Annotated in this window: 23 protein-coding genes; 10 read left to right on the top strand and 13 right to left on the bottom strand. The window is 72.0% G+C overall.

Annotated features, from left to right (window positions below):
- Positions 1-38: 38 nt before the first annotated feature.
- Complete coding sequence (locus Nocox_RS08395; RefSeq protein WP_051112742.1) at positions 39-638, top strand: DUF6286 domain-containing protein; 600 nt, start codon at positions 39-41, stop codon at positions 636-638.
- Positions 639-674: 36 nt separating this feature from the next.
- On the top strand, positions 675-1,169 hold the full coding sequence (locus Nocox_RS08390) for a hypothetical protein (protein WP_020546621.1): 495 nt from the start codon (positions 675-677) through the stop codon (positions 1,167-1,169).
- Between the two features lie 9 nt (positions 1,170-1,178).
- Here the strand turns inward: Nocox_RS08390 and Nocox_RS08385 are convergent, their stop codons facing one another.
- Complete coding sequence (locus Nocox_RS08385) at positions 1,179-2,777, bottom strand: molybdopterin-dependent oxidoreductase (protein WP_246649752.1); 1,599 nt, start codon at positions 2,775-2,777, stop codon at positions 1,179-1,181.
- 117 nt (positions 2,778-2,894) lie between these two features.
- Here Nocox_RS08385 and Nocox_RS08380 point away from each other — a divergent pair, with 117 nt between their 5' ends.
- Entirely contained in the window at positions 2,895-3,812 is a 918-nt protein-coding gene (locus Nocox_RS08380; RefSeq protein ID WP_020546623.1) for an endonuclease/exonuclease/phosphatase family protein, read from the top strand.
- 16 nt (positions 3,813-3,828) lie between these two features.
- Here Nocox_RS08380 and rdgB read toward each other — a convergent pair whose 3' ends face one another.
- Both rdgB and rph read right to left on the bottom strand, forming a co-directional pair.
- Positions 3,829-4,419: an RdgB/HAM1 family non-canonical purine NTP pyrophosphatase gene (gene rdgB / locus Nocox_RS08375; protein ID WP_020546624.1), complete on the bottom strand. Its 591-nt coding sequence runs from the start codon at positions 4,417-4,419 to the stop codon at positions 3,829-3,831.
- Positions 4,416-5,135 (bottom strand): ribonuclease PH, encoded by a 720-nt coding sequence (gene rph / locus Nocox_RS08370; protein WP_020546625.1) that lies wholly within the window; start codon positions 5,133-5,135, stop codon positions 4,416-4,418. The genes rdgB and rph overlap by 4 nt, the downstream gene beginning before the upstream one ends.
- A 68-nt stretch (positions 5,136-5,203) precedes the next feature.
- Between rph and Nocox_RS08365 the strand changes: the two genes are divergently transcribed.
- Entirely contained in the window at positions 5,204-6,451 is a 1,248-nt protein-coding gene (locus tag Nocox_RS08365) for an MFS transporter (RefSeq protein ID WP_026215057.1), read from the top strand.
- Here Nocox_RS08365 and Nocox_RS08360 read toward each other — a convergent pair.
- The 3 genes from Nocox_RS08360 to Nocox_RS08350 form a co-directional block, all read right to left on the bottom strand.
- A complete protein-coding gene (locus Nocox_RS08360; protein ID WP_020546627.1) occupies positions 6,436-7,188 on the bottom strand; it encodes an MBL fold metallo-hydrolase in 753 nt (250 codons plus the stop codon). The two genes, Nocox_RS08365 and Nocox_RS08360, sit on opposite strands and share 16 nt — an antisense overlap.
- Positions 7,185-8,120 (bottom strand): glutamate racemase, encoded by a 936-nt coding sequence (murI, locus tag Nocox_RS08355; protein WP_020546628.1) that lies wholly within the window; start codon positions 8,118-8,120, stop codon positions 7,185-7,187. Before murI ends, Nocox_RS08360 begins: the two co-directional genes overlap by 4 nt.
- Positions 8,121-8,233: 113 nt before the next feature.
- Positions 8,234-9,025 (bottom strand): thioesterase family protein, encoded by a 792-nt coding sequence (locus Nocox_RS08350; protein WP_020546629.1) that lies wholly within the window; start codon positions 9,023-9,025, stop codon positions 8,234-8,236.
- Positions 9,026-9,136: 111 nt separating this feature from the next.
- On the opposite strand from Nocox_RS08350, the gene Nocox_RS08345 reads away from it, so the two are divergent.
- Entirely contained in the window at positions 9,137-9,463 is a 327-nt protein-coding gene (locus Nocox_RS08345) for a PRC-barrel domain containing protein (protein ID WP_157383402.1), read from the top strand.
- 87 nt (positions 9,464-9,550) lie between these two features.
- Complete coding sequence (locus tag Nocox_RS08340; RefSeq protein ID WP_020546631.1) at positions 9,551-11,332, top strand: DUF3352 domain-containing protein; 1,782 nt, start codon at positions 9,551-9,553, stop codon at positions 11,330-11,332.
- Positions 11,333-11,380: 48 nt separating this feature from the next.
- Here Nocox_RS08340 and Nocox_RS08335 read toward each other — a convergent pair whose 3' ends face one another.
- The 5 genes from Nocox_RS08335 to clpS all read right to left on the bottom strand — a co-directional run bounded on the left by Nocox_RS08335 (position 11,381) and on the right by clpS (position 14,019).
- Positions 11,381-12,328, bottom strand: a complete 948-nt coding sequence (locus Nocox_RS08335; RefSeq protein WP_020546632.1) for a PLP-dependent cysteine synthase family protein — start codon at positions 12,326-12,328, stop codon at positions 11,381-11,383.
- Between the two features lies 1 nt (position 12,329).
- Positions 12,330-12,605: a MoaD/ThiS family protein gene (locus Nocox_RS08330; protein ID WP_020546633.1), complete on the bottom strand. Its 276-nt coding sequence runs from the start codon at positions 12,603-12,605 to the stop codon at positions 12,330-12,332.
- Positions 12,606-12,751: 146 nt separating this feature from the next.
- Positions 12,752-13,153, bottom strand: a complete 402-nt coding sequence (locus tag Nocox_RS08325) for a M67 family metallopeptidase (protein WP_020546635.1) — start codon at positions 13,151-13,153, stop codon at positions 12,752-12,754.
- 10 nt (positions 13,154-13,163) lie between these two features.
- Positions 13,164-13,688, bottom strand: coding sequence for a DUF2017 domain-containing protein (locus Nocox_RS08320; RefSeq protein WP_020546636.1), 525 nt, complete (start codon positions 13,686-13,688; stop codon positions 13,164-13,166).
- A 37-nt stretch (positions 13,689-13,725) separates the two neighbouring features.
- Positions 13,726-14,019, bottom strand: coding sequence for an ATP-dependent Clp protease adapter ClpS (clpS, locus tag Nocox_RS08315; protein ID WP_026215058.1), 294 nt, complete (start codon positions 14,017-14,019; stop codon positions 13,726-13,728).
- A 46-nt stretch (positions 14,020-14,065) separates the two neighbouring features.
- Here clpS and Nocox_RS08310 point away from each other — a divergent pair, with 46 nt between their 5' ends.
- From Nocox_RS08310 to Nocox_RS08300, 3 genes are all read left to right on the top strand, one after another.
- A complete protein-coding gene (locus Nocox_RS08310; RefSeq protein WP_246649751.1) occupies positions 14,066-15,349 on the top strand; it encodes a nicotinate phosphoribosyltransferase in 1,284 nt (427 codons plus the stop codon).
- Positions 15,350-15,363: 14 nt separating this feature from the next.
- The gene (locus tag Nocox_RS08305) at positions 15,364-15,933 is read left to right on the top strand and encodes an isochorismatase family protein (protein WP_020546639.1); all 570 of its coding nucleotides are present in this window, start codon (positions 15,364-15,366) and stop codon (positions 15,931-15,933) included.
- Positions 15,934-16,064: 131 nt separating this feature from the next.
- Complete coding sequence (locus Nocox_RS08300) at positions 16,065-16,595, top strand: hypothetical protein (protein WP_020546640.1); 531 nt, start codon at positions 16,065-16,067, stop codon at positions 16,593-16,595.
- Positions 16,596-16,601: 6 nt separating this feature from the next.
- Here the strand turns inward: Nocox_RS08300 and Nocox_RS08295 are convergent, their stop codons facing one another.
- Complete coding sequence (locus Nocox_RS08295) at positions 16,602-16,979, bottom strand: STAS domain-containing protein (protein ID WP_020546641.1); 378 nt, start codon at positions 16,977-16,979, stop codon at positions 16,602-16,604.
- 194 nt (positions 16,980-17,173) lie between these two features.
- Between Nocox_RS08295 and Nocox_RS08290 the strand changes: the two genes are divergently transcribed.
- On the top strand, positions 17,174-17,566 hold the full coding sequence (locus tag Nocox_RS08290) for a GNAT family N-acetyltransferase (protein WP_211212810.1): 393 nt from the start codon (positions 17,174-17,176) through the stop codon (positions 17,564-17,566).
- Here Nocox_RS08290 and Nocox_RS08285 read toward each other — a convergent pair.
- Positions 17,557-19,239 carry a DEAD/DEAH box helicase gene (locus Nocox_RS08285; protein ID WP_219495586.1) on the bottom strand — a complete coding sequence of 561 codons (1,683 nt, stop codon included), beginning with the start codon at positions 19,237-19,239 and terminating at the stop codon, positions 17,557-17,559. The two genes, Nocox_RS08290 and Nocox_RS08285, sit on opposite strands and share 10 nt — an antisense overlap.
- Between the last annotated feature and the right edge of the window lie 109 nt (positions 19,240-19,348).

Genomic DNA, 19,348 nt, shown 5'->3' with positions numbered 1-19,348 from the left:
CAGCGCCCGCCCTGCCCCCGTGTACCTCTGATGCTGTGATGACCACGCTCCAGCGGCAACGCACGGGCGCGCCCGCCGGTCAGGGGCAGAGCCCGCTGCGCCGGGCGCGGCGGGCGCTCAGGCCGGCGCGCGCCCTGCCCGGCGCCGTCGTGTCGCTCACGCTCACCGGCGCTCTCGGGGCGAGCGCCGCCGAAGTGGTCTCGGCGCTGCTCGGGCATCCGCTCGGCTGGGTGCCGCTGAACGAGCTGGCCGAGCTGGCGGGCCGTACCTCGTGGCCGGAGGCGTCCACGGTGGCCCTGGCCCTCACCGGCGCGGGCGCGGCCATGCTGCTGCTCGCCGTCGTGCCCGGCCGCTCCCGGCTCGTGCCGGTCGAGACCACCGACCCGCTCATCGTCATCGGCATCACCCGTACGGGCCTGCGCCGTACCCTGCGGGCCGCCGCCCAGCAGGTGCCCGGCGTGCATCGGGCCCACGTACGGCTGCGCCACCGCACCATCGAGGTCACCGTCGTGACGGAGGCCGAGAGCTCCGGCTCGATGCTCCGCCAGGTCGGCACCGCCGTCGGCGACCGCCTCGCCGGGGTCGGCACGTTCGGCGCGGGCGAGGTCGTCGTCCGGCTGCGCGGGAAAGCCGGCTGATGGCAGCGCCGCCGCTCCCCCTGAGGAGGCCGTGACATGCGCCCGTACACCGGCAACCGCATCGGCCTCGCCGTCGTGGGCGCCACGCTCGCCGGGGCCGGCGGCTACGCCTGGCTCCGCGGCCACGGCCGCTTCCTCGACCTGCCGACGAACGCCAAGGTGCTGCCCGCGCACACCGTGCGCGCCCTGACCGACACCGCCTGGCCCCTGTGGGCGCTCGCCCTCGTCCTGCTCCTGCTGGCGCTCGCCGCGCTGCGCTGGCTGCTGCTCTGCCTCGGCTGGGGCCGCCGCGGCGCCCGCAACGGCACCGGCACCGCCATGCTGTACGTCGGGCTCAAGAACGTGGACGGGCTGAGCAAGGCCAGGGTGCGGCTGGGCCCCGACGGCCTGCGCCTCACGCTCACCTGCCCGTCGGACGCCGACGTCGGCGCCGTCGCGGGCAAGCTCGACCAGGACGTCATCGGCCGGATCCGCCGCGAGCTCCGCGACGACGAGACCCCGGCGATGGCCCGCCTGCACGTCCGCCGGTAGCGGGGGGGATCAGGCCACGCGGACCGTGATCGTGTGCCAGCCCGTCGCGCCGTCCGGGGCCGGCGGGGCCTCCTGCTCGGTCTGGGTGTAGCCGGTGGCGTCGGTGGCGCGTACCTGGAGGGTGTGGGAGCCGGGCGTGGCGTCCCAGTCCAGCGACCACTGCCGCCAGGTGTCCGGCCCCGGCACCTCGGCCAGTCTCGCCTCCTGCCACGCGCCGCCGTCCACCCGCACCTCGACGGCCGCCACGCCCTTGTGCTGGGCCCACGCCACGCCGGCGATCGCCGTACGGCCCGGCTTGAGCGAGGCGCCCGAGCCCGGCACGTCGATGCGGGACTGCGTCTTGATCGGGGCCTTGGCCGACCAGCCGCGCGGCGTCCAGTACGCCTCGTCCCGGTCGAACCTGGTCACCTTGACGTCCACCACCCACTTCGTGGCCGACACGTACCCGTACAGGCCGGGCACCACCTGGCGCACCGGGAACCCGTGCTCCACCGGCAGCGGTTCACCGTTCATCGCGATCGCGAAGAGCGCCTCGCGCCCGTCCATGACGACATCCACCGGGGTGCCGCAGGTGAAGCCGTCGGCGGAGGTGGACAGCAGCATGTCGGCGTCGGCCCCCAGCCCCGCACGGCGCAGGACCTCCGACATGCGGACCCCGAGCCAGCGGGCGTTGCCGGCGAGCCGCCCGCCCACCTCGTTGGAGACGCAGGTGAGCGTGACGTCGGCCTCGGTGAGCGGCATCCTGAGCAGGTCGTCATAGGTGATCTCGACGGGCCGCCCGACCATGCCATGGATCCGCAGCTTCCAGGTGCCGGGATCGACCTGAGGGACGACCAGGGCCGTGTCCACCCGGTAGAAGCCGGAGTTGGGAGTGACGAAGGACGACAGCCCGCCGATCCGCAGGTCCGCGCCCGCGGGGATCGGCCGGGCCGGGGTGGCCGGTGAGGGCAGCGCCACGTTCACCCGGGCGAGGTCCACCGCCCGGGACCCGGCCAGCCGGGTCCCGGCCACCGCCCCCACCCCGGCCACCACCACTCCCCCGGCGACACCGGTCAGCAACCGCCGCCGGTCGAAGGTGGAGGGCTCACCGCTCGCCCGCATCACGGCGGGCCGCTCGGCCTCGTCGCGATCCTGGCCGGAGGGCGCCTCCGGGACGGCTGGAGCCGGGACGGCGGCACGCCGGAGCAGCCAGGCGAGCGCCCCCATCCCGGCGGCGGCCCCCACGAGCGTCGGCAGCACGTCCACGACCGAGGCCGTCGGACGAGTGACGACGGCGACCAGCCCGACCACCCCGAACGCCGCCAGCCCCGCGATCCCGTACGCGAGCCGCCGCCGCGCGAGCACGCCGATGACCGCCGCCACGACGGCGAGCAGCACCAGCACGCCCCAGACGAGCACCGTCTTGTCGTTCTCGCCGAAGGTCCTGATCGCGAAGTCCTTGACCGGCGGGGGCGACAGGTCCACGACGCCATCGCCCACCGCGACCACGGGTGAGGTCTGCGGCCCGAAGAAGCCCGCCACGAGCTGGGCCAGCCCGAGGGCCACGCCGCCGGCCGTCAGTCCGGCCAGCGCACCCGCCCAGGCGGGCACCGAGAAGTTCCTCTGCACACTGCCGACGCTACGCCCCGCGCCACCACCCGGTTCTTACGCGATGGTTACGAGATCCCCAGCCCGCTCCAGCCGTACGCGCTCCCCGTCGAGGCGGGAGCCTGCGAGGATCGCAGCGTGCCGATCTTCCGTCTCTTCCTGGTCGCTGTCGCGGTGCTGACCGCCGCCGTCCTGGCCTTCCCCCAGTCGGTGCCGAACGGGGCCGGGCGCCTGGGCAGCCTCGTCGACACGTTCCTGCCGTGGCTCGCCCTGGCCGTTCCCGTGCTGCTCGGACTGGCCTGGTGGCGGCGCTTCACGGCGGGCGCGCTGGCTGTACTGCTGCCGGTCGCCGCCTGGCTCGCCCAGTTCGGCGGGCACCTGCTGCCCCGGGAGGAGCAGCCACACCATCTCGTCGCCGTGCAGCACAACGTCAGTGACGAGAACACCGACCCGGCCGGCACCGCGCGCACGCTGATCGCGGCCCGGCCGGATGTGATCGGCCTGGAGGAACTCCTCCCGGCAGCCCTGCCGGTCTGGGAGGCCGCGCTGCGCGCCGACTACCCGTATCGGACGGTGCACGGCACCGTCGGCCTCTGGTCCCGCCACCCCCTCACCGAGACCGCGCCGGTGGACATCCGCCCGCACGACGTCGGCCCGGACTGGAACCGCGGGCTGCGCGCCGTCGCCCGCACCCCGTACGGAGACATCGCCGTCTACGTCGCCCACCTGCCCTCCGTACGCATCGGCCCAGGAGGATTCGACGCCGTACGCCGGGACGAGAGCGTCCGCCGGCTCGGCGCGGTGCTGGCCGCCGAACCACGCGACCGCATCCTCCTGCTCGGCGACCTCAACAGCACCGTCGAGGACCGCGGGCTGCGCCCGGTCCTCTCGCTGATGACGGCCCCACCCCGCGATTTCGCCTTCAGCTGGCCGGCCCGCGTCCCGTTGGCGCGCATCGACCAGATCCTGACCCGCGCGATGACGGTGACCGGAGTCCACTCGCTGCCGGCAACGGGCAGCGACCACCTGCCGATCGCGGCCCGCATCCGCCTCTGACAGTGACGAGAGGCGGTCAGGGGGCGAGCAGTTCGCGCACCAGCGGCGCCAGGGAGCGGAAGGCACGCCCCCGGTGGCTGATGGTGTCCTTCTCCTCGGGGGTCATTTCGGCGGTGGTGCGCCGCTCGCCCTCGGGCACGAAGATGGGGTCGTAGCCGAAGCCGTGCTCGCCGCGCGGCGCCCTGACCAGGTGGCCCGGCAGCGTGCCCTCGGCCACGCGCTGCTCGCCGCCGGGCAGGGCCAGGGCGGCGACGCAGGCGAAGTGGGCGGTCAGCTTGCCGGCGGGCACGTCGGAGACCTGGGCGAGCAGCAGGTCGAGGTTGGCGCGGTCGTCGCCGTGCCGGCCCGACCAGCGGGCCGAGAAGACGCCCGGCATGCCGTTGAGCACGTCGACGCAGAGGCCGGAGTCGTCGGCGACGGCGGGCAGGCCCGAGCCCTGGGCGACGGCGTGCGCCTTGAGCAGGGCGTTGTCCTCGAAGGTGACGCCGGTCTCGGCGACGTCGCCGATCTCGGGGAACTCCTCCAGGCCGACGATGTCGAACCCGGACAGGATGCGGCGCAGCTCGGCGATCTTGCCGGGGTTGCGGGTGGCGAGGACGATCCTCATGACCCCAGGGCCTCCTGCTGGATGAGCGTCAGCTCCTCGCACCCGGCCACGGCGAGGTCGAGCAGCCGGTCGAGCAGCGCGCGGTCGAACGGCGCGCCCTCGGCGGTGCCCTGCACCTCGACGAAGCTGCCCTCGCCGGTCATGACGACGTTCATGTCGGTCTCGGCGGCGACGTCCTCGGTGTAGCAGAGGTCGAGCATCGGCACCGAGCCGACGACCCCGACGGAGACGGCCGAGACCGAGCCGATCAGCGGGTCGCCGGGGCACATGCGGCGCTCGCGCATCCAGGCGACGGCGTCGGCCAGCGCGACGTAGGCGCCGGTGATGGCGGCCGTGCGGGTGCCGCCGTCGGCCTGCAGCACGTCGCAGTCGAGCAGCACGGAGTTCTCCCCCAGCGCCTTGTAGTCGACGCAGGCGCGCAGCGAACGGCCGATGAGGCGGGAGATCTCGTGGGTGCGCCCGCCGATCTTGCCGCGGACCGACTCGCGATCGTTGCGGGTGTTGGTCGCCCGCGGCAGCATGGCGTACTCGGCCGTGACCCAGCCCTGGCCGCTGCCCCGCCGCCAGCGCGGCACGCTGTCCTGGACCGAGGCCGCGCAGAGCACCCGGGTGCCGCCGAACTCGACCAGCACCGAACCTTCGGCGTGCGCCAGCCAGTTGCGGGTGATCGTGATGGGACGGAGCTGGTCAGGGTTGCGGCCATCCTGTCGGGACATGCAGATCACCCTATCTCCGCCCCACGACGCTCTTGACCAAATGTGTCGGCCACATGGATCCTTACGCAATGACAACGGGGGTGTTGCGCAACCCTGACTTCCTCCGGTTCCTCAGCTCACATCTGGCCAGCGAACTCGGGGCGAACATCTCCCGGGTCGCGCTTCCGCTGGTGGCCGTCCTCGTGTTGCACGCCGGGCCGGCCGAGGTCGGCCTGCTCGCGTCGTTGCAGACCACCGCTTACCTGGTGATCGGCCTGCCCGCGGGGGTGTGGGTCGACCGGATGCGCAGGCGGCGCGTGATGATGGCGTCCGACCTGGCGAGGTTCGTGCTGATCGGGAGCGTTCCGGTGGCGGCGGAGCTGGGTGTGCTGACGATGCCGATGTTATGCGTGGTCGCGCTGCTCGCGGGCACCGCTCAGGTGTTCAACGACGTGGCCGACCAGACCTACCTGCCGAGACTCGTACGGGGACCGCAGCTCGCCGACGGCAACGCGAAGCTGGAGACCGTGCGCTCGGCGTCGTTCCTGTCCGGGCCCGCGATCGGGGGCGCGCTGGTGGAGCTGGTCGGGGCGTCGCGCACGATCGCGGCCACCGCCCTCGGCTCGCTCGCCTCGATGCTCTTCCTGACCACCATCAGGACGCCGGACGAGCCCCGCAGGACCGGCGGGCACGAGCCGCTGCTGCAGGGCATCCGCGAGGGGCTGGCCTATCTGTGGCACGACCGGCTGATGCGGATGTTCGTGGCGTCGTCGGCCATCTCCAACCTGTCGGTGAGCGGCGTGCTCGGCCTGTCGGTGCTGTTCCTGGCCGACGTGGTCAGGCTGGAGCCGGGCGTGCTCGGCGCGCTGCTCGTCTTCGGCGGCGTCGGCGGCATGGTGGGCGGGCTGAGCGCGGGGTGGCTGTCGCGGCGGGCCGGGTCGGCGCGGATGACGTGGCTGGCCGCCGTGATCGTCCCGCCGTTCTGCCTGCTGCTCCCGATGACGCAGGCGGACTGGCGGGCGGGGTTCTTCGCGGTCACCTCGTTCGCGATCTCCTGGGCAGCGGCGATGAGCAACATCGGCCAGCTCACCTACCGGCAGACCGTGACCCCTGAGCACATGCTCGGCCGGGTCAACGGCTCGGTGCGCTTCCTCGTGTGGGGCACGATGCCGGTGGGCGCGTTGCTCGGCGGGCTCATCGCCGCGGAGGTCGGGGTCCGCCAGGCGCTCTGGATCCTGCTGACGGGCCGGGCGCTCGCGTTCGTGCCGCTGCTGTTCTCGCCGCTGCCGCGGATGCGGGAGTTCGACGAGGCCGGCGAGGTTCAGGCCAGGTCGTAGACCGCGCCGCTGCGGGCCAGCTCGATCGGGCCCCCGTAGCCGCCGCGGGCCGCCTCGGCGAGCACCTCGGACTGGTCGTTCCACGGCACCAGGTGGGTGAGGACGAGCCGTCCGACGCCCGCCTTGGCGGCGTGCTCGGCGGCCTGGCGGCCGGTCATGTGCAGGTTGGCCGGCAGGTCGGGCCGCTCGACGAACGACGCCTCGCACAGCAGCAGGTCGGCGTCCCCGGCCAGCGTGACCAGCTCCTCGCACTCGCCGGTGTCGCCCGAGTACGCGACGACGCGCCCGCCCGCGGCCACGCGGAAGCCGTACGCCTCGACCGGATGGTTGACCAGCCCCGCGGTGACCGTGAACGGGCCGACCTCGAAGCTGCGGGGCTCCAGCGGCACGAAGTCGAACGCGGTCTCCAGGCCGGGCTCGTCCGGCATGCCGTACGCTGCCGCCAGCCGGGCGGGGGCGCCCGCGGGCGCGTGGACCGGCAGCACCGGGTACGGGGCCCGCGGCCCGTAGGTGCGGGCGACGTGGTAGCCGCAGAGGTCCAGGCAGTGGTCGGCGTGCAGGTGGGAGAGGCAGATGGCGTCCACGTCGTACAGCCCGATGTGGCGCTGGAGCGCGCCGAGCGCCCCGCTGCCGAGGTCGAGCAGCAGCCGGAAGCCGTCGGCTTCGAGGAGGTAGCAGGACGCGGGGCTGTCGGGGCCCGGGTAGCTTCCTGAGCAGCCGACGACGGTCACCTTCATGTGGGCTCCTTCTCGTTGCGACGCTCGGCGTCGCGGCTCGGCCGCGCGGCCCCGCCGTCCAGCGCCCCCCAGCCGCCGTCGAGAGCGGCGAGCGGCGCGGGCGCCGGACGGGCCGGGCGGCCGTTCACGGTGGTACCCCCCACGGGTGCGACTTCGACCGCGTCGATCTCCGGGCCCAGGAACCGGCGCCCGAGGCGGGCGAAGGGCCGGGGGTCGCCGGTGGCGAGGAAGCGGTGCCGGGGGGTGGCCCCGCCTCCTGACGCCAGGCCGCGGTCGTGCAGGATCCGGTAGACGTCCTTGGCCGTCTCGTCGGCGCTGGAGACCAGCGTGACCTCCTCGCCGGCGACGTACGAGATCGCGCCGGCGAGCAGCGGATAGTGGGTGCAGCCGAGGATGAGAGTGTCGCACCCGGCGGCCCTGACGGGCTCCAGGTAGTCGCGTACGACCTCGATGAGCTCGCCGCTCATCGTCTCGCCTCGTTCGACGTACTCCACCAGGCGTGGGGCGGCCACGCCGGTGAGCTGCACGTCGGGAGCCGCGGTGAAGGCGTCGTGATAGGCCATGGACTCGATGGTGGCCCTGGTGGCGATCACGCCGACCCTGCCGTTGCGGGTCGCGCGCACGGCGCGCCTGGTGGCGGGGTGGATCACCTCGACGACGGGCACGTCATAGCGCTCGCGGGCGTCGCGCAGCACGGCGGCGCTGGCGCTGTTGCACGCGATCACGAGCAGCTTGACGTCGAGCTCGACGAGGTGGTCCATCACCTCCAGGGCGCAGGCGCGGACCTCGGGGATGCTCTTCGGCCCGTACGGCTGCCGGGCCGTGTCGGCCACGTAGGTGATCGACTCGTGGGGAAGCTGGTCGATGATCGCGCGGGCGACCGTCAGGCCGCCGACCCCGCTGTCGAATATCCCGATGCTCGTGTCCGGCACGTCTCAGAGCGTAGGCGACCTGGCCGATCAACACTGCGTAAGAATGCTCACATGTGCGACTCGTGAGCATGATGCGATGTCGCCTTGGTCACATCCGTACTCTCCCGCGCCGGTCAGCCCCTCCCCACCCGGGCGAGCTGGCGGGACTGGGCGACCAGGCGGCCGGTGGAGTCGCGCACCTCGACCTCCTCGTCGAACCAGCCGTCGGAGATCATCCGGCCGCCGCCGATGAGCGTGAGCCAGCCGGGGGCGGGCAGGGCGCGCAGGTGCCAGGTGAGGTCCACGGTCGGCGCCCAGCCGCGCGCCCCGGCCGAGAAGACCACGGGGGGCAGGACGTCCACGGCCAGCGCCAGCACGTACGGGTCCGGGTCCTGCGGCTCGGCCATCCGGAAGTAGGCGCGCGACTCGGGGCGGCCGGTGGGCTCGCCCTTGAGCCAGCCGATCGTGGGCGGGTCGAAGCGCAGCTCCATCTGGGCGTTCAGCGTCATGCCGGACTCGGGCTTGGGGTCGGGGAGCCTGAGGCAGTCGTCGAGGGGCGGCATGGGGTGGACGTCGTCGTCGTGGTAGTCGGGGGTCACCTCGCCGAGCGTCGCGGTGGTGATCAGCCCCTCGATCTTGGCGGTGCCGTCCTGCACGAGCGTGGCGCGGGCGAACGCGGCCGTGCGGCCCGCCTTCAGCGGCTCCACCCGCACCTGCGCGGGCCCCGGGACCGGCGGCTTGAGGAACTGCGCGGTGGTGCTCACGGGGTGCTCGAACGGCGAGGCGTCGACCACCGCGCGCAGGATCACGGCCATGAGGTAGCCGCCGTTGAGCGGGCCGCCGATCGCGTAGCCGGGGTCGAGGCACACGTCGTACGTGGTGTCGTCGATCTTGATCGCCTGCGTGGCCTCGTCGAACTTCGTCATCCGCCTCACCCGTGAAGTCTGGAACTATGTTCTAGTCGCCACATACTCTACGGCATCCCCTCATCAGCGCGCCTACCTGGGGAAACGTGACCGGACTGAGACAGTTTGATCATGGCAACTGTTACCGAACTCATCGGCCAGTCCGTGTGGGACGCCAACGGGGTGTGGGTCGGGCACGTGGTCGACATCCGGGTGGTCCGGCACAAGGGGGAGCTCCAGCAGAGCCACACCGTCTACGGGCTCGTGGTCTCCCAGCACCGCGCCCCGCTGCTGCTCGGGCTCACCCGCGAGCGCGAGGGGCGGTCGCCCTGGCTGTCGAAGGCGCTCGCGCGGGTGCTGTACGCCGGATGCGCGTTCGTCCCGTGGGCGCGCGTGGCCGACTACGGCGGGGGCGAGGTGCACATCAGCGCCTTGAAACGCGAGCTTGACCGCGCGTAAGGGCGGGATCCAGCGTTCTGCAAGCGCCTGATAAGCAGCAGGCACTATGGTCCGATGTGGCCAGAAGTCCACATTGTGAGTGAAGTGATGTCTGCGAATAACCCCCCTTACGGTGCTGGGCAGGATCCTGACCGCACTCAGGCGTACAACTGGAACCAGGGACAGCCCTATCCGCCACAGCAGGGCCAGTCCGCGCACCAGCAGCAGCTTCCTCAGGGCGGCTGGCAGCAGGAGCAGATCCAGCAGGGCCAGTACGGCCAGCAAGCCCCGTCCGGCCAGCAGCAGTACGGCCAGCAGTACGGCCAGCAGCCCCAGTACGGGCAGCAGCCCCAGTACGGCCAGCCCGGCCAGTACACCCAGCCCCAGTACGCCCAGCAGGACCCCTACGGGCAGCAGCAGGGCTGGCAGCAGCACCAGCAGCCGCCCGCCCAGCCCCCGAAGAAGGGCCGCAAGGGCTGGCTCGTCGCGGGCGCCGCGGCGCTCGCCGTGGTGGTGCTCGGCGGCGGCGCGGTGTGGGCGGTCGGCGCGCTCGGCGGCGGCGGCACGCAGCCGGCCGAGGTCCTGCCCGCCAACGCGATCGCCTACGCCCGCCTCGACCTCGACCCGGCCGCGAACCAGAAGCTGGCGCTGTTCCAGCTCGCCAGGAAGTTCACGGTCACCAAGGACACCTTCTCCGGCGAGGACCCGCGCAAGGCGCTGTTCGACACCATCAACAAGGACTCCGACGGCAAGCTCGACTTCGCCAAGGACGTCGACCCGTGGCTGGGCAGCAGGGTCGGCTTCGCCGCCGTGCCCTCCGGCAAGGAGGAGCCCGACTTCGCGGTGGCCGTCCAGGTCAAGGACCAGGAGCAGGCCAAGGCCGGCATCGCCAAGCTGATGGAGGGCGAGAAGTACGGCATCGCCTTCCGCGACGACTACGCCCTGCTCACCCCCACGCAGGCGCTGGCCGACAAGTACGCCGGCGCCGACGGCAGCCTGGCCGACAACGCCGAGTTCAGCGACGACATGGGCGCCGTCGGCGAGCAGGGCGTGCTGTCGTTCTGGACCGACATGGGCGGCCTCGTGGAGCTGGCGGGCAAGGAGATCCCGGCCGACCAGCGCGCGGCGGTCGAGCAGGTCAAGGACGCCCGCTTCGCCGGCGCGCTCCGCTTCGACAGCTCCTACGTCGAGCTCGCCGGCACCGTGCGCGGGGCGAAGGGCATGACGCCGGAGGGCGACCTGCCGCAGGCGAACCTCGGCACGCTGCCCGCCTCCACCGCGGGCGCCCTGTCGGTCTCCGGCCTCGACCAGATGGTCACCAAGCAGTGGGCGGAGATCGAGAAGCAGGCCGCGGCGACCGGGTCGGCCGAGATCACGCAGCTCCTCCAGCAGGCCAAGACCCAGTACGGCCTCAGCCTGCCCGGCGACATCGCCACGCTGCTCGGCAAGAACGTCACCTTCGCGGTCGACTCCGAGGGCCTGAACGGCGACCAGATCAAGGCCGGGCTGCGCATCGCCACCGACCCGGCCAAGGCGCAGGCCGTCTTCGACAAGGTGCAGCAGGCGATCACGTCGAGCGGCCAGCCCGCCCCGCAGATCGCCAAGGTCACCGGCGACGGCGTCTTCACCGTGGCGAGCAGCGACGCCTACGCCAAGTCGCTGTCGGAGGAGGGCTCGCTGGGCGACTCGGAGACGTACAAGACGGCGGTCGCGGACGGCGACGAGGCCAACTTCGCGCTCTTCGTGGACCTCGACAAGGTGGAGAACCTCTACCTGGAGTCCATGAAGGGCGACGACAAGGCCAACCTCCAGGTGCTGCGGGCGGTGGGGCTGAGCGGCAAGGTGACCGACTCGGACGCGACGTTCTCGCTCCGGGTGCTGTTCAACTGACCCTGACACGGCGAAGGGCGGCCCGGCGGGCCGCCCTTTCTCGTGCGCTCAGGCCCAGAGCTGGCCTTCGAGGCGCTCTTCGGCCTCGTCCAGGGTGCCCTCGTAGGCGCCCGTGGACAGGTATTTCCAGCCGCCGTCGGCCACCACGAAGACGACGTCGGCGCGCTCGCCGGCCGTGGCCGCCTTCTTGGCGACGCCGATCGCGGCGTGCAGCGCGGCCCCGGTCGAGACGCCGGCGAAGATGCCCTCGGCGGACAGCAGCTCGCGGGTGCGCCGCAGCGCGTCGGCCGAGCCGACCGAGAAGCGCGTGGTCAGCACCGACTCGTCGTAGAGCTCGGGGATGAAGCCCTCGTCCACGTTGCGCAGGCCGTAGACCAGCTCGCCGTACCGCGGCTCGGCGGCCACGATCCGCACCTCGGGCACCCGCTCGCGCAGGAACCGGCCGACGCCCATGAGCGTGCCCGTGGTGCCGAGCCCGGCCACGAAGTGCGTGACGGTGGGCAGGTCGGCGAGGATCTCGGGGCCCGTGGTCTCGTAGTGGGAGCGCCAGTTGGCCGGGTTGCCGTACTGGTAGAGCATGACCCACGACGGGTTGTCGGCGGCGAGCCGCTTGGCGACGCGGACCGCCTCGTTGGAGCCGCCGGCGGCGGGCGAGGAGATGATCTCCGCGCCCCACATGCGCAGGAGCTGGCGGCGCTCCTCCGAGGTGTTCTCCGGCATGACGCAGATCAGCTTGTAGCCCTTGAGCTTGGCCGACATGGCGAGCGAGATGCCGGTGTTGCCGCTCGTGGGCTCCAGGATCGTGCAGCCGGGCGTGAGCAGGCCGTCCTTCTCGGCCTGCTCGATCATCCAGAGCGCGGGCCGGTCCTTGATGGAGCCGGTCGGGTTGCGGTCCTCCAGCTTGGCCCAGATCCGTACGTCGCTGGACGGCGACAGCCTCGGCAGGCCGACGAGCGGCGTGCGGCCCACCGAGTCGATCAGTGATGCGAAACGCATGTCATCCGCCGGCGACGGCGGGAAGGACGGTCACCGTGTCACCGTCGGACACCGGGGTGCCGAGGCCGCCGAGGAAGCGCACGTCCTCGTCGTTGAGGTAGACGTTGACGAAGCGGCGCAGGCCGCCGGCCTCGTCCACCAGGCGGTTCTTGATGCCCGGGTGGTTGGTCTCCAGGTTGGTGATCAGCTCGTCCAGGGTCGCGCCCTCGGCGTTCACTGCCTTCGCGCCGTCGGTGTAGTTGCGAAGGATCGTCGGAATGCGAACCTCGATGGCCATCGCGGTCAGTCTCCTCATGAGTGCTCAGGTCGTCGTCCAACGGGCGTCAACGCCCAGGGTGTGGCTGGTGTTCCACGCTCAGCGACAGTCGTAGACGACGACGGCCGGAGTGTGCGCGAAGAGGAAGCTCTGCACAGGCCGGACCATCATGGGAGGAACTCTACCTCTTCCTCTGTGACCACCCCATCGAGGATGCGGTAGGAGCGGAACTCCGTCTCGCCCTCCTCGCGCGTCGAGACCAGCACGTAGTGGGTGTCGGGCTCGGAGGCGTAGGCGATGTCGGTGCGCGACGGGTAGGCCTCGGTGGCCGTGTGCGAGTGGTAGATCACCACGGGGGTCTCGTCGCGGTCGTCCATCTCGCGCCAGACGCGGAACTGCTCCTTGGAGTCGAAACGGTAGAAGGTCGGCGAACGCTCGGCGTTCTCCATCGGGATGAACCGCTCGGGCACGCCGTCGCGGCCGGCGATCACCCCGCACGCCTCGTCGGGATGGTCGGCCCGGGCATGGGCGACGATCTTGTCAGCGAGTTCACGCGGGATCGACAGCATGGCCCGGAAGTTACCAGAGGGCCCGGACCAGGCTGTCCTGGAGGTAGGTCAGCCAGTCGTAGGTGACGTACGCCGGGTAGCGGGGGTCGTCCTCGGACATCATCGCGATCTCGTCGTGCACCTCCTCGGTCACCTCCAGCTTGGTGCCGAGCGTGAGACGGACGTCGTTGAGTGCCCGCAGCCACGCCTGTGCCTGCTCCGGGGTCAGCTCGAAGCGGCCGGGGGCGGCGGTGTCGTGGACGGTCTGGGCGTCGGCCCGCTTGCCCTCGCGCAGGGTCGCCTCGGTGTAGCGGCGGAACTCGGAGGCGTCCTTCTCGTCGTCGTACGCCGAGGGGAACAGCCGCGCCAGCACCGGATCGGACGGCGCCTCGCCCCCGCCGATGCCGAGCGCCCGCTCCAGCGGGTCGTCGCTGGTCTCGCCCGGCGGGACGAGGCCGAGCATCATCGACACCAGCGAGCGCAGCAGGGAGATCTCCGCGGCGTCGAACCGCGCGACCACCCGCCCGCCCTCGCCCGGCGAGAACTCCGAACTCACCCGTACCTCTTCACGCGCGTCGAGAGCGTCATACGCCCTATTTGACCGAATCCGGCTGGAGCGTCGCCCACAAGCCGTAGGAGTGGAGAATCTGCACATCGCGCTCCATCTCTTCGCGCGTGCCGCTGGACACGACGGCCTTGCCCTTGTGGTGCACGTCCAGCATGAGCTTCTCGGCCTTCTCGCGGGTGTAGCCGAAGACCGTCTGGAAGACGTAGGTCACGTAGGACATCAGGTTGACAGGGTCGTTCCACACGATGGTTACCCAGGGCAGATCGGGCCGGACGTCCGATGACGGACGCTCGACGGCGATTGGAGCGGTGGTACCCACATCCGCAAGTCTGCCCTATCTGAGTCGTAGTCTTCGAGTCGTGACAATGACCATGAGCACTGCGTTGCTCACAGATCACTATGAGCTGACGATGCTGCAGGCGGCCCTGCGCAGCGGCGCGGCGCACCGGCGGGCGGTCTTCGAGGTGTTCGCCAGGCATCTGCCGGGCGGGCGCAGGTATGGGGTCGTCGCGGGCACCGGGCGTGTCCTCGACGAGCTCGAACGCTTCCGTTTCGGTGACGAGGAACTCACCTTCCTGCGCGAGCACCGGGTCGTCGACGAGGCCACCCTGGCGTTCCTGGCCGACTACAGGTTCTCCGGGACCATCTGCGGCTACCCCGAGGGCGAGCTCTACTTCCCCGCCTCCCCCATCCTCGTCGTCGAGGGGACCTTCGCCGAGGCCGTGCTGCTGGAGACGCTGATCCTGTCGATACTCAACCACGACTGCGCGATCGCCTCCGCCGCCTCCCGCATGGCGAACGCGGCCGGCAAGCGGCCCCTCATCGAGATGGGCTCGCGGCGCACGCACGAGGACGCGGCCGTGGCGGCGGCCCGCGCGGCCTACCTCGCCGGCTTCGCCTCGACCTCCAACCTCATGGCCGGCCACCGGTACGGCATCCCCACCGCAGGCACCGCCGCCCACGCCTTCACCCTGCTGCACGACAGCGAGCGGGCCGCGTTCGAGGCCCAGATCGCCTCACTCGGCCCCGGCACCACCCTGCTGGTGGACACCTACGACGTGGCCGAGGCGGTGCGCACGGCGGTCGAGCTGGCCGGGCCCACGCTGGGCGCGGTCCGCATCGACTCCGGCGACCTCGCCGCCGCGGCCCAGGAGGTACGCGAGCAGCTCGACGCGCTCGGCGCCTTCGACACCCGCATCCTCGTCACCTCCGACCTGGACGAGTACGCCATCGCCGCCCTCGCCGCCGCCCCCGTGGACGGCTACGGCGTCGGCACCTCCCTGGTGACCGGCTCCGGGGTGCCGACGGCGGCGCTGGTGTACAAGCTGGTGGCGCGCGAGACGGCGAGCGGCGAGCTGGAGCCCGTGGCCAAACGGTCCGTGGGCAAGCCGTCGCGGGGCGGGCGCAAGGACGCGTACCGGCTGCTCGACGACTCCGGCCACGCCGAGACCGAGCTGATCACCACCGGAGGCCCGGCCCCGGCGGGCGGCGTGCCGCTGCTGCACGACCTGGTGCGCGACGGCAAGGTGGTCGGCAGGGAGTCCCTGGACGAGGCCCGCGAGCGTCACCGGCGCGCGGTCGCCACCCTCCCCCTGGAGGCCCTGCACCTGGGCAGGGGGTACGCGGCGATCCCCACCGAGTTCGCGTGACGTATCGTGCTCCTATGGGCACCGCGCTGATCATCGTCGATGTGCAGAACGACTTCTGCGAGGGTGGCAGTCTCCCCGTGGCCGGCGGCTCGGCCGTGGCCGCGGCGATCACCCGCCACGTGAACGAGCACGGCTACGACCACGTGGTGGCCACCCGCGACTACCACGTCTCCCCCGGCGAGCACTTCGCCGACTCCCCCGACTACGTCTCCACCTGGCCCGCCCACTGCGTGGCGGGCACGCCCGGCGCCGACTTCCATCCGTCGTTCGACGTGTCGGCGGTGGAGGAGGTCTTCAGCAAGGGCGCGTACGCGGCGGCGTACAGCGGCTTCGAGGGCGCGAGCGGCGACGGCGCGACGCTGGTCGACTGGCTGCGCGAGCACGGCGTGGACGAGGTGGACGTCGTCGGCATCGCCACCGACCACTGCGTGCGCGCCACCGCCCTCGACGCCCTGAAGCACGGCCTCTCGACGCGGGTGCTGCTCGACCTCACGGCCGGGGTGTCGCCAGCGACGACCGAGGCCGCGCTGGCGGAGCTGGAGCGGGCGGGCGCCACGCTCACCGGGACCCCGGTTACGGGCTGACCACAACGGCCGTTCACGGTGCGTACACGCTGCACAACGCTGCGGTCATGTGATAATCAAGAGGACGAACCCTCTCCGGAGCCGTAGTAGTACGGAGAGTGACACATGATCCTCTATCTCGAAGGTTTCCCATGCTGGCCCTCTCACTCGGGGTGGCCTGGCTGCTCCTCGCTCCGCTCAGCCTCTGGCTCCTGTTCAGGGGCCGTCCACTGGAGCGAACGGGCGCGATCGTGACCCTGCTGCTGCTGGAGGCCAGCACGATCGTCATGGGCCGGCTCACCACACCGCATCCGGCGCCCGACCACGCGGTCGTGGCCCACGACGCCGCGCCGCCGGTGGCGTCCTGCGCGCAGCGCGCCCCCACCCCGCGCTCGGCCCGGCTGGGCACGAGCCTGGTGCTGACCTGGGTGGCCGGCCACCACGAGTGCCGCACGGCGGAGGTCGCGATGCGCTCGCAGGGCCGGCGGCTGCTGGTCTGGCTGCAGACCGGGCGCCCGGCCCCGGCGGGCGGCGCCCGCTCCGGCCCGCAGCGGCTCGCCTACACCTTGCCGGTGCAGGTCAAGGGCCACACCGCCGCGGTGACGGTGCCGCTGCCGAAGAACGCCGCCCGCGTCCCGGTCGACGGCCGCAGCGGCCGGCGCATCCCGCCGCCGCGCGGCTGAGCGGAGTCAGGGGGCCGCGACCGCGAGCCTGAGCGCGTCATCGAACCGCGCGAACACCTCGAACGCGTGCCGCAGCCCCGTGATCGACAGCACCCGCGCCATCACGCCCTGCACCCCGCCGAGCAGCAGCCGGGTGCCACGGGCCTCGCAGCGCTGCATGACGCCGACGAGCTCGTTCATGCCCATCGAGTCGCAGAACTGCACCTCACCGAGATCGAGGATGAGAAACGGCGGCGGCGGCAGCCCCCAGACGAGCTCCAGGTGCTCCCGCAGCAGGGGCACCGCGTTGACGTCGAGCTCGCCTTCGAGCCGAAGGATCACGGCGTTGCGGGAGAGGCCGGAAGTGACGTTGAGCGTCGAATGTCGGTTGACCTCATGTGACATGGGGCGGAGTCCTTCTGCGCATCAACGCGAGCCAAGAGAGTTTGTTGCCGCTTCTACCGGGTCTCTAACGGAAGGTCACTGCTCTGTATCCATATGCGTAGAGTCTGATGGAGTGGGGTCGGCAGACATGGCCGAGAGGGTGTCCTGCCCGCAGAGGTCCGCCTGTTCGCCGCAGGGGACGGCGGAAGGATCGCGTGCCAGGATCACCAGAAGAACTCCACCCGGCGGCCGTGTACGTGTGGCTGGCGCCCGCCGAGGAGCCCGAGCTGCGCGCCCACTTACCCGGCGTGGCGCTGCTCACCCACCTGGAGGTGGCCGCGCCACGCCGCAACCAGGGCATCGGGACCGAGCTGCTGTGGGCGGCCGAGGACCGGCTGCTCGCCGAGGGCCACGACCGCGTCGCCCTCGGCGTGGACCTGGACAACCACGACGCGCAGCGGTTGTACCGCCGCCGCGGCTACGCCGAGTGGCCCCACGGCCCGGTCGCCACGACGGAGGTCGTCCACCACCCGGACGGGACCCGCGAACGCCGCCCCGGGATCTGCCGCATCATGACCCACCGCCTCGGCCGCGACCGCTACCGCTGACCCCCGCAGACGCGGCGCAGCTCGGCGTGGATGACGCCGTGCGGCTGGCCGGTGCGGTGGTTCCAGGCGCCGACGAGGCCGTTGAGCTCGCGGCGCAGCTCGGCGACCTGCTCGTGCGGGGCGAGGGCCTGGGCGGCCGGCTCGGCGGACGCCTGCTTGCGCTTGGCGGCCTGCTGGTCGGACTGGCGTTTGCGGAGCAGGGTGGCCACCTGGTCGGGCTCCAGGAGGCCGGGCAGGCCGAGGAAGTCCTCCTCCTCGGCGGAGCCGATCTCGGCCCCGGTGCCGAACTCGCCGCCGTCGAAGAGCACCCGGTCGAACGTGGCCGAGGTCTCCATCGTCTCGAACGGCAGCTCATCGCCCAGAACGTCAGGATTGTCCTGCTTGCGGTTGGCCTGCTCCAGCAGCGAGTCGTCGAGCCCGTCCTCCGGAGGCCGTTTGTTGAGCACGTGGTCGCGCTCGACCTCCATCTCGTTGGCCAGCCCCATGAGCGTGGGCACCGAGGGAAGGAAGACCGAGGCCGTCTCACCGCGCTTGCGGGCACGGACGAACCGCCCGACCGCCTGCGCGAAGAAGAGCGGCGTGGAGGTGGAGGTCGCGTAGACGCCCACGCACAGGCGCGGGATGTCGACGCCTTCGGAGACCATGCGGACGGCGACCAGCCACCGGTCCTGCGACGCCGCGAACTGCTTGATCTTCTTCGAGGCGCCGGGATCGTCGGAGAGGACCACGGTGGCGCCCTCGCCGGTGATGTCGCGCAGGTGGCGGGCGTAGGCGCGGGCCGTCTCGTGGTCGGTGGCGATCACCAGGCCGCCCGCGTCGGTCACGCCCCGGCGCACCTCGGTCAGCCGCCGGTCGGCGGCGTGCATGACCTGGCGGATCCAGTCGCCCTTGGGGTCGAGCGCGGCCCGCCACGCCTGGGAGAGCTGGTCCTTCGTGAGCGGGGTGCCGAGCGTGGCGGCCAGCTCGTCGCCGGCCCGCGTGCGCCACTTCATCTCGCCGCTGTAGGCGAGGAAGATCACCGGGCGGACGACGCCGTCGTCGAGAGCGGGACCGTAGCCGTAGGAGTAGTCGGCGACGCTGCGCTTGAAGCCCTCGGCGTCCTCCTCGTAGCCGACGAACGGGATCGGGTTGTCGTCGGAACGGAACGGGGTGCCGGTGAGCTGGAGGCGGCGCGCGGCCGGCTCGAACGCCTCGCGCACCCCGTCGCCCCACGACTTGGCGTCGCCGGCGTGGTGGATCTCGTCGAAGATGACCATCGTCTTGCGGGCCTCGGTGCGCGCCCTGTGCAGCGCCGGATGCATCGCGACCTGCGCGTACGTCACCGCGACGCCCGTGTAGTCACGCGACGTGGTGCCCTGGCTGTTCTTGAACTCGGGGTCGATGCCGATGCCGACCCGCCCGGCGGCGTCGGCCCACTGGCGCTTGAGGTGCTCGGTCGGGGTGACGACGGTGACGGCCCTGATCACCCCGCGGGACAGGAGCTCGCTGGCGATGCGCAGGGCGTAGGTCGTCTTGCCCGCGCCCGGCGTCGCCACGGTGAGGAAGTCACGCGGCTCGCGCCTGAAGTAGAGGTCGAACGCCTCCTGCTGCCAGGCGCGCAGCTTGGGAGCGGTGCCCCACGCGGCCCGGTCGGGATAGGAAGGCGACAGGTGGGACGCGGCGAAGGTGCTCACCGCATCACCTCTGGGGTTCGTGTGCTTCGCTCTCTCACAGTGACCCAAGAGTAATCGGGCCCACTGACAAGACGTGCCGTGAGCCGTGGATTCTGGCCAAGGTCGTCCT

It is taken from the genome of Nonomuraea coxensis DSM 45129, from assembly GCF_019397265.1.
Taxonomy (GTDB): Bacteria; Actinomycetota; Actinomycetes; order Streptosporangiales; family Streptosporangiaceae; genus Nonomuraea; species Nonomuraea coxensis.
The sequence above is the reverse complement of the archived record's forward strand: the minus strand, read 5'-3'. Positions and strand labels throughout refer to the sequence as shown.

Bases quoted from the DNA above. Each gene is read 5' to 3' on its own strand.
- Nocox_RS08395 (WP_051112742.1), top strand. From the start codon at position 39: ATGACCACGCTCCAGCGGCAACGCACGGGCGCGCCCGCCGGTCAGGGG.
- Nocox_RS08335 (WP_020546632.1), bottom strand. From the start codon at position 12,328: ATGCGTTTCGCATCACTGATCGACTCGGTGGGCCGCACGCCGCTCGTC.
- Nocox_RS08325 (WP_020546635.1), bottom strand. From the start codon at position 13,153: ATGCTGTCGATCCCGCGTGAACTCGCTGACAAGATCGTCGCCCATGCC.
- Nocox_RS08330 (WP_020546633.1), bottom strand. From the start codon at position 12,605: ATGGCCATCGAGGTTCGCATTCCGACGATCCTTCGCAACTACACCGAC.
- rdgB (WP_020546624.1), bottom strand. From the start codon at position 4,419: ATGAGGATCGTCCTCGCCACCCGCAACCCCGGCAAGATCGCCGAGCTG.
- Nocox_RS08310 (WP_246649751.1), top strand. From the start codon at position 14,066: ATGACCATGAGCACTGCGTTGCTCACAGATCACTATGAGCTGACGATG.
- Nocox_RS08360 (WP_020546627.1), bottom strand. From the start codon at position 7,188: ATGAAGGTGACCGTCGTCGGCTGCTCAGGAAGCTACCCGGGCCCCGAC.
- Nocox_RS08295 (WP_020546641.1), bottom strand. From the start codon at position 16,979: ATGTCACATGAGGTCAACCGACATTCGACGCTCAACGTCACTTCCGGC.
- Nocox_RS08350 (WP_020546629.1), bottom strand. From the start codon at position 9,025: ATGACGAAGTTCGACGAGGCCACGCAGGCGATCAAGATCGACGACACC.
- rph (WP_020546625.1), bottom strand. From the start codon at position 5,135: ATGTCCCGACAGGATGGCCGCAACCCTGACCAGCTCCGTCCCATCACG.
- Nocox_RS08300 (WP_020546640.1), top strand. From the start codon at position 16,065: ATGCTGGCCCTCTCACTCGGGGTGGCCTGGCTGCTCCTCGCTCCGCTC.
- Nocox_RS08365 (WP_026215057.1), top strand. From the start codon at position 5,204: ATGACAACGGGGGTGTTGCGCAACCCTGACTTCCTCCGGTTCCTCAGC.
- Nocox_RS08345 (WP_157383402.1), top strand. From the start codon at position 9,137: ATGGCAACTGTTACCGAACTCATCGGCCAGTCCGTGTGGGACGCCAAC.
- Nocox_RS08340 (WP_020546631.1), top strand. From the start codon at position 9,551: ATGTCTGCGAATAACCCCCCTTACGGTGCTGGGCAGGATCCTGACCGC.
- Nocox_RS08390 (WP_020546621.1), top strand. From the start codon at position 675: ATGCGCCCGTACACCGGCAACCGCATCGGCCTCGCCGTCGTGGGCGCC.
- Nocox_RS08305 (WP_020546639.1), top strand. From the start codon at position 15,364: ATGGGCACCGCGCTGATCATCGTCGATGTGCAGAACGACTTCTGCGAG.